This is a genomic window from Streptomyces sp. NPDC036813 (assembly GCF_055609245.1).
In genome coordinates this window covers 246220-255936 of record NZ_JBVJPV010000012.1, presented here as the reverse complement: position 1 = coordinate 255936, position 9717 = coordinate 246220, and the positions used below count along the sequence as shown (strand labels likewise).

Genomic DNA, 9717 nt, shown 5'->3' with positions numbered 1-9717 from the left:
ATGCGCCCTCACCCTCCCGACCTTCCCCACCCGGCGTTTCGCTCCCCCCCCGCACATCGCCCCCCCGCGCGCCCCCCCCCCCCCGCCCCCCCCCGCCCCCGCCCCCCCCCCCCCCCCCCCCCCCCCCCCCCCCCCCGGCCCCGCCCTACAACGCACCGCAGGCGCGACAGCAACCGACCACGCACCCGCACGGGCTGCCGCAGGCACAAAAGGGGCGCGGGGAACGGCGCGCCCAGCCCCCACCCACCCGCAGACGAAAGACGACCCGTCGCCGCAGGCGAAAGAGGCGCGGGGAACGGCGCAACCAGCCCCCCACCCACCCGCAGACGAAACACAACCCGGCGCCGCAGGCAAAAAGGGGCGCGGGGAACGGCGCGACCAGCCACAACGGACCCGCAGACGAAGGCGACCCGGCGCCGCAGGCATCCCGCCGCGACTCAATCCACTTGGCCAGGTCGGTCGAGAACCCCGGCAAGCGCTCCGGGCACGGCGGACGCGATGTCCAGACTGGTGGCGTCGTCGGCGCAGCCGAGGACACGACGGCGGCGCCGCGACCCGGGCCGCAGGGACCGGGACCGCACGCCGCCCCGGCTATGTGGAGGAGGCACAGGCATGAACGGGTACGGCACGCTGGTGGTGTGGGCGCATCCCGACCGGGACGGCGCGAGCGAGGGCGAACAGGAGTCACGCGTGGGCGCGGCGCTGGCCCGGGCGGCCCGCGAGGTCCCGGGCGTGCGGTTGCACGACCTGTACCGGGCCTACCCCGGCGGAGTCGTCGACGTACCGGCCGAGCAGCGGCTGCTGACCGGACATCAGCGGATCGTGCTCCAGTTCCCGTTCTACTGGTACTCGGTCCCGCCGCTGCTCAAGCGCTGGCTGGACGACGTCCTGGAGCACGGCTTCGCCTACGGCAGCGAGGGCACGGCGCTGCACGGCCGGGTCCTGCAGGTGGTCACGACGACGGGAGGCCCGGCCTCCTCCTACGGCCCCGGCGGCTACAACCGCTTCACCATGCGGGAGCTGCTGCGCCCGCTGGAGGCGACGGCCAACCTGTGCGGCATGGACTTCGCCCCGCCGCTGGTGGTCCACGGCACCCGCACCCTCACGGACGCCGACCTGGCCGAACGGGCGGCGGCCTACCGGCGCCTGCTCACGGAACCGGCGCTGGACCGGGCCGCCTGAACAAGCGGCCCCCCGGCGACCCCCGTCACTCCTCCCCCACCGACTCGAACCGCCACCGGTGCACCGGCCGCGTCACCAACGCGGCGTCCGGCTCGGGGAGTTCGGGCAGGTCGGCGTCGTACGGGGCGTCCCACCAGGTGATGACCAGGACGCGGTCCTGCGGGGCGCGGAAGGTCTCGCGGCGCAGCGGGGTGCCGTCCACGGCCCGGGACCGGACCCAGTCCAGCAGCTCCGCGCCCCGGCCCTCGACCGCCCGCGCCTCCCACATCAGGGCGACGGTCATGAGTACAGGTTGTCCTTGCTGACCTCGTGCACATGGTCGTGCCCCGGCACGTGCGGGTCCGTGACCGGCAGCGAGGAGTCGGCGGAGAGGTCCCAGCCGGAGGCGGTCCGGTTGCGGGCGACCATCTCCGCGCCGAGCGCGGCGACCATCGCGCCGTTGTCCGTGCACAGCTTGGGCCGCGGGACGCGCAGCCGGATGCCGGCCTTCTCGCAGCGCTCCTGCGCCAGCGCGCGCAGCCGGGAGTTGGCGGCCACGCCGCCGCCGATCATCAGGTGGTCGACGCCCTCGTCCTTGCAGGCGCGCACCGCCTTGCGGGTGAGCACGTCCACCACGGCCTCCTGGAAGGAGGCGGCGACATCGCGTACCGGGACGTCCTCGCCCGCGGCCCGCCTGGCCTCGATCCAGCGGGCGACGGCCGTCTTCAGTCCGGAGAAGGAGAAGTCGTACGCCGGGTCGCGCGGCCCGGTCAGACCGCGCGGGAACGCGATCGCCGCCGGGTCGCCCTCCTTCGCGTACCGGTCGATGACCGGACCGCCGGGGAAGCCCAGGTTCAGCACCCGGGCGATCTTGTCGAAGGCCTCGCCCGCCGCGTCGTCGATGGTCGCGCCCATCGGGCGGACGTCGGAGGTGATGTCGGAGGACAGCAGCAGCGAGGAGTGGCCGCCGGAGACCAGCAGCGCCATCGTCGGCTCCGGCAGCGGGCCGTGCTCCAGCTGGTCGACGCAGATGTGCGAGGCGAGGTGGTTGACGCCGTAGAGCGGCTTGCCGAGGGCGTAGGCGTACGCCTTCGCCGCCGACACGCCGACCAGCAGCGCGCCCGCGAGGCCGGGACCCGCGGTGACGGCGATGCCGTCGAGGTCCTTGGCGCTGACGCCCGCCTCCTTCAGCGCGCGGTCGATGGTGGGGACCATCGCCTCCAGATGGGCACGGGAGGCGACCTCGGGGACGACACCGCCGAAGCGGGCGTGCTCGTCGACGCTGGAGGCGATGGCGTCGGCCAGCAGGGTGGTGCCGCGCACGATGCCGACGCCGGTCTCGTCGCAGGAGGTCTCGATCCCCAGGACCAGGGGTTCGTCAGCCATTGATCTCGGTTCCTTGTACGGAGGAAGAAGGGTCGGTCAGGCGCATCACCAGGGCGTCCACGTTCCCGGGCTGGTAGTAGCCGCGCCGGAAGCCGATGGGCTCGAAGCCGAAGCGCTCGTAGAGCTTCTGCGCGCGGGTGTTGTCCACCCGGCACTCCAGCATCACCTCGGCGCACTCGAAGGCGGTCGCGGCCCGCAGCAGTTCGGTCAGCAGCCGGCTGCCGAGCCCGGTGCCCTGCTGGTCGCGGGCGACGGCGATGGTCTGCACGTCGGCCTGCTCACCGGAGGAGGCGAGCCCGGCGTAGCCGACGATCCGCTCGCCCGCCTGGGCGACGACGTACCGCCTGGTGGCGTCGGCGCCCCGGGAGTGCGCCAGTTCGGACCAGAACATGCCGCGCGACCAGGCGTCCTCCGGGAACAGGTCGCGTTCCAGCTCCAGCACGGGATCGATGTCCCACCAGCGCATCTCGCGCAGGACGACGGTGTCGGCTCCGGTCACTTGGGGGTGACCACCTTGTAGTTCTTGGGGACCTGGGCGTCGGGCCGGCGCAGATACAGCGGGCGCGGCGCCTCCAGCTCCTCACCGGCGGCCAGCTTCGCTGCGGTGAGCCGGGCGAGGGCGGCGGCGGAGACGTGCTCGGGTTCGTGGACCTGCGGGAAGGTGTCCGGGTACAGCAGCGCGCCCGCGCCGACGGCCGGGAGTCCGGCGACCTGGTCGGCGATGTCGGCGGGCCGGTCGACGGCCGGGCCGGTCAGCCGCGTGCGGGAGTCGGCGTACGTGGCCCAGTAGACCTCCTTGCGCCGGGCGTCGGTCGCCACGACGAAGGGACCGGAGTCCAGGTCGGCGGCGTACGCCAGGCCGTCCAGGGTGCAGACGCCGTGCACGGGCACGCCGAGCGCGAGGCCGAACGTGTCGGCGGTCATCAGGCCCACGCGCAGCCCGGTGTACGGGCCAGGGCCGGTGCCGACGACGATGTCGGTGACGGCGTCCAGCTTCAGTCCGGCCTCGGCGAGCACACGGTCCACGGCCGGCAGCAGCAGCTCGCCGTGCCGGCGCGCGTCCACCTGGCTCGTAGAGGCGATGACGTCCGTACCGTCGTGCAGCGCGACGGTCACGGCGGGTGTGGCGGTATCCAGAGCGAGCAAGAGCACGCAAACAGCCTACGGCGCCGCGGGCCCCGTGTCGGACGCGCCGGTGGGACGGCCAGTGACTGCTACCGTCACCGAAAAGTCCGTTTCCATCGCATATACGGTGAGGTGTACGACGGTGGCAAGCAGCAGCGCGGGGTTCGTGGCCGGGCTCACCGCGGCGGCCCTCGCGACGGTCGGCTTCCTCGGCTGGCAGGCGTCGGCGAGCCTCCCGCCCGAGCTGGGCGGCGCCGCCAAGCCGACCGTGCCGCCCGCGGTGAGCGCCTCCAAGGCACCCCGGGACAAGAAGAACCCGGCGGAGCTGCCCGCCGGCACCGGCACCGGGCCCCGGGTCGTGTACGGCCTGGCGGACAACCGGGTGTGGCTGGTCGACAGGGGGGACAAGGTGCGCCGCACGTTCCGGGTCGACCCCGGCAGCGTGGACCCGGCGCCGGGGGTCTACATGGTCACCTCACGCTCGGGCTCGGTCACCGGCACGGACGGCATCCCCGTCGAGCACGTCGTCCGCTTCACCGCGGTGAACGGCGTCTCCATCGGCTTCAGCGCGCAGACCGGCCCGGCGACGCAGCCGCCCGACGACGGCGTCCTGACGGGCGGCATCCGCGAGTCCCGCCCGGACGGCACGGCCATGTGGGACTTCGCGACGATCGGCCGCCAGGTGGTAGTGATCCGCTAGACCCTCCGGGCGAACGAGTGCCCCGCTGCCCCCGCCGCCGGAAAACGGCCGGGCGCACCACCGGGCGCGCGAGGCCCCCGAGGGCAGACAGGACCCACACCCACACCCCACCGGCGGATCGCGGGTGCCAGGGTTGCCGGACGCAGGGCGGATGCCGGGATGGCGGCGGGGCTCGCGGGCGGCACCCGGGTCTGCGCGAGCCCCGGATCTGCGCGAGCGCGGGTCGTGGCACGTGCCCGCCGACCGGGGGGACCGGCGCGGGTCGTGGCGCGTGGACCGACGGCCGAGGGGACCGGCGCGGGTCGTGGCGCGTGGACCGACGGCCGAGGGGACCGGCGCGGGTCGTGGCGCGTGGACCGACGACCGAGGGGACGTCGGGCCCCTTCCCGCCGGAGGCCTTACGCGGCCTTGCGGCGCTCCTGTGCCGACACCGCCGGTTCCGGGTCCCGCGGGGGACGCGAGACCTCGGCTGCCGCGGCGCAGGAGGCCAGCAGGTCGCGCATGGACAGTCCGGGGCGCACGGCGGGGCGGGGCTGCGGCTTCGGGGTCTCGGCAGCGGGCATGGGACGCCTCCTGATGGTCGGGGGCGAGCAGAGTTAGGTAGCCCTAACTACGATCCGGATACCATGTGACCACGCCCCCGACCCGGGACGCAACATCTTCCCGACACTGTGTCGGAACGTACGGGACGGCCATACGGGACGACCTCGGGCCCGGTCGCCGGCCTCAGGCCGCCAGCGCGCTCAGGTCGGCGCCCGACCAGCGCTCCCCCAGACCGGTGAGCGTCACGTGGCGGACCTCGTCCGTCGTGTCGCCGACCGCCCGGTGGATGACGACCTGGAGCCGGTCCTCGGTCAGCTCCTCGACCTTGCCCTCGCCCCACTCCACGACGATCACCGAGTCCGTCAGCGAGACGTCCAGGTCGAGGTCCTCCATCTCGTCCAGGCCGCCGGACAGCCGGTAGGCGTCGACGTGGACGAGCGGCGGGCCGTCCCCCAGGGACGGGTGCACACGGGCGATCACGAACGTCGGCGAGGTGACCGCACCCCGTACGCCGAGCCCCTCACCGAGGCCACGCGTCAGGGTGGTCTTGCCCGCGCCCAGCTCCCCGGAGAGCATCACGAGGTCACCGGCGCGCAGCTGCTTGGCGAGCCGGCGGCCCAGCTCGCGCATCTGCTCGGGGGATGTGACGGTGAGCCGCGCGGAGAACTCGTCCTCAGCCGGGTTGTGCGGTGCTGCTGGTGCTTCCATAGCCCTTCACGGTAGCCGCTGCCGGCACTGCACCCGCACGGGTGAGGAGGTCGGCGAGGCGGTCGGTGACCACTTCCGGGTGTTCCAGCATCACCAGATGCCCGGCGTCCGGCACCAGCACCAGCTCGGCGTCCGGCAGCAGATCCGCGATCGCCTCGCTGTGCTCGCTGGGCGTGACCAGGTCGTCCACCCCGGCGAGGACCAGCACCGGCATGTCCCGGAAGCAGGCCAGCGCCTCCGTCTTGTCGTGGTCGGTGAACGCCGGGTAGAACTCGGCGACCACGTCGATCGGCGTGCCCTCGATCATCCGCTCGGCGAACCGGGCGACGGCCGGGTCGATGTCCCGGGAGGCGAACGAGTACCGCTTGATGATCCCCGCGAACAGGTCGGCCGTAGCCCGCCGCCCCTTCTCCACCAGCTCGGCCCGCTGCCCCAGCGCCTTCAGCACCCCGGGCAGCACCCGCCGCACCGCGTTGACGCCGGCCACCGGAAGGCCGAAGTTGACCTCGCCGAGCCGCCCGGAGGAGGTCCCCACGAACGCGGTGGCGACGACGCGGTCGCGGATCAGCTCCGGGTACTGCGCGGCCAGCGCCATGACCGTCATACCGCCCATGGAGTGCCCGACGAGCACGATCGGCCCCTCGGGCACGGCCGCGTCGAGGACGGCCTTGAGGTCCTGCCCGAGCTGGTCGATCGTGAGCGGCGTGTCGTCCTGGGTCTGCGCCACGCCGCGTCCCGAGCGGCCGTGGCTGCGCTGGTCCCAGTGCACGGTGCGGACGACACCGCGCAGCGCGGCCCGCTGGAAGTGCCAGGAATCCTGGTTCAGGCAGTAGCCGTGGCTGAAGACGACGGTGACGGGCGCCGGCGCCTTGCGGCCGAACAGCCGCCGGCGCCGGGGAGCGGAGCCGCCCTCCGGCTCGACGTCGTCGACCTCGAAGTACAGCTCGGTGCCGTCGTCGGCGTACGCCTTGCCGGGGGTACCGCGCAGCGCGCCGTACGGGCCGGCGGAGTCGAGTGCGAGCCGGGCCTTCGCGCGCATGCCGCGGCCCACGGTCATCCGCTCTATGGCGACGCCGGCGGCCGCGCCCGCGGCGAGCACGCCTATCGCGGCGCCCGCGATGCCGGTGGCCCGGCGCCAGCCGGCCGAGTCCGCCGCGGCCGCGGCGGCCGACACGGCGGACTCCACAGGGCTCTCGCTCACGTACCGCTCCTCTTCACCGGGCTGTTGCTGGTTACTCGTCGCCGGGTTGCCCGACCGGTTCCTCGTTCACATAGACGCGGGGAACACGCGATGAGATGCGGGTCACGATCTCGTAGGCGATGGTGCCGGCGGCCTGCGCCCAGTCCTCGGCGGTCGGCTCGCCGCGGTCGCCCGGCCCGAACAGGACCGCCTCGGTGCCCGGCTCGGGCAGGTCGCCGCCGAGGTCGACGACGAACTGGTCCATCGCGATCCGCCCGGCGGCGGTACGCCACTTGCCGTCCACCAGCACCGGTCCGGCGCCGGAGGCGTGCCGCGGGATGCCGTCGCCGTAGCCGAGCGGGACGAGGCCGAGGGTGGTCTCGCCGGGGGTGACGTAGTGGTGCCCGTAGCTGACGCCGTGCCCGCCCGGCACCTGCTTCACCAGGGCCAGCGACGCGGCCAGGGTCATCACCGGGCGCAGTCCGAAGTCGGCGGAGGTGCCGAGTTCGGGGCTGGGCGAGACGCCGTACATGGCGATACCGGGGCGGACCAGGTCGAAATGGGTCTCGGGGAGCGTGAGCATGGCCGGGGAGTTGGCGATGTGCCGCACCTCGGGGCGCACGCCCTGCGCCTCGGCGTACGCCGTCATCTCCCGGAAGCGGGTGAGCTGGGCGGCGATGGAGGGGTGTCCGGGCTCGTCGGCGCAGGCGAAGTGCGACCACAGTCCGGTGACACGCAGGATGCCCTCGCGCTCGGCGGCCAGTGCGGCGCCGACCAGTTCGGGCCAGTCGGCGGGCTGGCAGCCGTTGCGGCCGAGGCCGGTGTCGGCCTTGAGCTGCACGCGCGCGGGGCGGCCGGCGCTGCGCGCGGCGTCGGTCAGCTCGCGCAGGGCCCACATGCCGCTGACCGAGATGTCGATCCCGGCCTCGATCGCCTCACGCCAGGGCCCGCCCGGCGTCCACAGCCAGCACATCACGCGGACGTCCGCCGCGATCCCGGACTCCGGGGCGCGCACGGCGAGCGCCTCCTCGGGCGTGGCGGTACCGATCCACGTGGCGCCCGCCGCGACGGCCGCGCGGGCGCACGGGATCGCACCGTGGCCGTACCCGTCGGCCTTGACCACGGCCATGAAGGCGGCGCCCGGGGCCTTCTCGCGCAGCGTGCGCACGTTGGCCCGCAGGGCGGCCAGATCGATCTCGGCGCGGGCCCGCAGTGTCGCGGTCCGCGAGGTCGCTGTCTCAGTCATCGCGCCCCCAGTGTCTCAGAGGGCCAGGACGGGCCCACGGCACCGTGCCCATGGGGTACGCCACGCCCCGCTTCCGGCAGCCGGCGTACACCCGCTCCCCCTCAGTCCGCGTGCCGTACGTCCCGCCAGGCGTCCGGGATCGCCGACGCCACGTCATGCGCCCCCACGGGTACGCCCCGCGCGGCGAACCGGCCCGCGAGCCCGTGCAGATACGCCCCCGCGCTCCCCGCGTCCCGTGCGGAAAGCCCCGAGGCCAGCAGCGACCCGGTCAGCCCGGACAGCACGTCCCCGCTCCCGGCCGTCGCCAGCCACGGGGTCCCCGTCGCGTTCACCCGGACCGCCACCTCCTGGCCCGGGTCGGCGACGAGGGTGGTGGATCCCTTCAGCAACACCGTGGCCCGGTACCGCTCCGCCAGCTCGCGCACCGCGACGAGCCGCGCCCCCTCGACCTCCTCACGGGCGACCCCGAGCAACGCGGCGGCCTCCCCGGCGTGCGGCGTCATCAGCGTCGGTGCCGTCCGCGCGCGTACGGTCTCCCGGTCGGCGAGCCGCAGCCCGTCCGCGTCGATCAGCACGGGTACGTCGCTCTCCACCACCTCGGCCACGGTCTCCGCGTCGTCCCCGGCCCCCGGCCCGACCACCCACGCCTGCACGCGCCCCGCCTTGCGGGGCCCCTGGTCGGAGACGAGTGTCTCGGGGAAGCGGGCGACGACCGCGCCGCCCGCGGGCCCCACGTACCGCACGGCCCCCGCGCCGCCCCGCAGCGCCCCCGACACGGCGAGCACCGCGGCCCCGGGGTAGCGCGCGGACCCGGCGGCGATGCCGACGACACCGCGCCGGTACTTGTCGCTCTCCGAGCCCGGCACCGGCAGCAGCCGGGCCACGTCCGCGTGCTGCAACGCCTCGAGTTCGGCGCGTTCGGGCAGCGTCAGCCCGATGTCCACGAGCCGCACGCTGCCCGCGTACTCCCGCGCCGGGTCGATCAGCAGCCCCGGCTTGTGCGTGCCGAAGGTGACGGTCAGATCCGCCCGCACGGCGACCCCCCGCACCTCCCCGGTGTCCGCGTCGACCCCGCTCGGCAGGTCGACGGCGACGACGGCGGCCCGCGAGCGCGCCGCCGCGTCGGCCAGGGGCACCGCCTCGGGCCGCAGGCCGCCCTTCCCGCCGATCCCGACGATGCCGTCCATGACGAGGTCGGCCCGCTCGACCAGTTCCTCGGCACGGTCCGTGCCGGTGACGCGTCCCCCGGCCCGGCGCAGCGCCGCGAGTCCGCCGGCGTGCGCCCGCTCGGGACTGAGCAGCACGGCGGTGACCCCGGCGCCCCGCCGGGCGAGCCGCGCTCCGGCGTACAGGGCGTCACCTCCGTTGTCCCCGCTGCCGACGAGCAGCACGACCCGGCTGCCGTACACCCGCCCGAGCGCTTCGGCGCAGGCGGCGGCGAGTCCGGCGGCGGCCCGTTGCATGAGGGCACCCTCCGGTAGCCGCGCCATGAGCTCCCGCTCGGCTGCCCTGACCGTCTCAACGCTGTACGCGGTACGCATGCACCCGAGTCTGCCCCGGAAACGGCGCGACGAGCACGGCCAACGCGCTTCGCCGCGAGGGCACTTATGCGTGTGACGCGTCACCCCGCGGCTCATAGAGTGATCACTTCATCCGATCAGCGACCCG

Annotated in this window: 11 protein-coding genes; 2 read left to right on the top strand and 9 right to left on the bottom strand. The window is 74.5% G+C overall.

The genetic code is table 11. The annotated features are described in order from the left end of the window. The first annotated feature begins 612 nt into the window (after window positions 1-612). Window positions 613-1182, top strand: a complete 570-nt coding sequence (locus ACZ67Q_RS25335) for an NAD(P)H-dependent oxidoreductase (RefSeq protein ID WP_471186064.1) — start codon at window positions 613-615, stop codon at window positions 1180-1182. Window positions 1183-1207: 25 nt separating this feature from the next. Here ACZ67Q_RS25335 and ACZ67Q_RS25330 read toward each other — a convergent pair whose 3' ends face one another. From ACZ67Q_RS25330 to tsaB, 4 genes are read right to left on the bottom strand one after another with little or no spacing between them, the layout of a single operon-like run. Next, on the bottom strand, window positions 1208-1465 hold the full coding sequence (locus ACZ67Q_RS25330; RefSeq protein WP_471186062.1) for a hypothetical protein: 258 nt from the start codon (window positions 1463-1465) through the stop codon (window positions 1208-1210). After that, the gene (gene tsaD, locus ACZ67Q_RS25325) at window positions 1462-2547 is read right to left on the bottom strand and encodes a tRNA (adenosine(37)-N6)-threonylcarbamoyltransferase complex transferase subunit TsaD (RefSeq protein WP_471186059.1); all 1086 of its coding nucleotides are present in this window, start codon (window positions 2545-2547) and stop codon (window positions 1462-1464) included. Before tsaD ends, ACZ67Q_RS25330 begins: the two co-directional genes overlap by 4 nt. Then, window positions 2540-3013: a ribosomal protein S18-alanine N-acetyltransferase gene (rimI, locus tag ACZ67Q_RS25320; RefSeq protein ID WP_469811910.1), complete on the bottom strand. Its 474-nt coding sequence runs from the start codon at window positions 3011-3013 to the stop codon at window positions 2540-2542. The genes tsaD and rimI overlap by 8 nt, the downstream gene beginning before the upstream one ends. Window positions 3014-3042: 29 nt before the next feature. Beyond that, window positions 3043-3699, bottom strand: a complete 657-nt coding sequence (gene tsaB, locus ACZ67Q_RS25315; RefSeq protein WP_471186057.1) for a tRNA (adenosine(37)-N6)-threonylcarbamoyltransferase complex dimerization subunit type 1 TsaB — start codon at window positions 3697-3699, stop codon at window positions 3043-3045. 115 nt (window positions 3700-3814) lie between these two features. Here tsaB and ACZ67Q_RS25310 point away from each other — a divergent pair, with 115 nt between their 5' ends. After that, window positions 3815-4372: a hypothetical protein gene (locus ACZ67Q_RS25310; protein WP_471186054.1), complete on the top strand. Its 558-nt coding sequence runs from the start codon at window positions 3815-3817 to the stop codon at window positions 4370-4372. Between the two features lie 398 nt (window positions 4373-4770). Here the strand turns inward: ACZ67Q_RS25310 and ACZ67Q_RS25305 are convergent, their stop codons facing one another. The 5 genes from ACZ67Q_RS25305 to ACZ67Q_RS25285 all read right to left on the bottom strand — a co-directional run bounded on the left by ACZ67Q_RS25305 (window position 4771) and on the right by ACZ67Q_RS25285 (window position 9590). Then, window positions 4771-4935 carry a hypothetical protein gene (locus ACZ67Q_RS25305; protein WP_471186052.1) on the bottom strand — a complete coding sequence of 55 codons (165 nt, stop codon included), beginning with the start codon at window positions 4933-4935 and terminating at the stop codon, window positions 4771-4773. A 163-nt stretch (window positions 4936-5098) separates the two neighbouring features. Then, complete coding sequence (gene tsaE, locus ACZ67Q_RS25300) at window positions 5099-5623, bottom strand: tRNA (adenosine(37)-N6)-threonylcarbamoyltransferase complex ATPase subunit type 1 TsaE (RefSeq protein WP_471186049.1); 525 nt, start codon at window positions 5621-5623, stop codon at window positions 5099-5101. Continuing rightward, the gene (locus ACZ67Q_RS25295) at window positions 5589-6824 is read right to left on the bottom strand and encodes an alpha/beta fold hydrolase (RefSeq protein WP_471186047.1); all 1236 of its coding nucleotides are present in this window, start codon (window positions 6822-6824) and stop codon (window positions 5589-5591) included. Before ACZ67Q_RS25295 ends, tsaE begins: the two co-directional genes overlap by 35 nt. 31 nt (window positions 6825-6855) lie before the next feature. Further along, window positions 6856-8049: an alanine racemase gene (gene alr / locus ACZ67Q_RS25290; RefSeq protein ID WP_471186044.1), complete on the bottom strand. Its 1194-nt coding sequence runs from the start codon at window positions 8047-8049 to the stop codon at window positions 6856-6858. A 101-nt stretch (window positions 8050-8150) separates the two neighbouring features. Then, complete coding sequence (locus ACZ67Q_RS25285; RefSeq protein WP_471186042.1) at window positions 8151-9590, bottom strand: NAD(P)H-hydrate dehydratase; 1440 nt, start codon at window positions 9588-9590, stop codon at window positions 8151-8153. Between the last annotated feature and the right edge of the window lie 127 nt (window positions 9591-9717).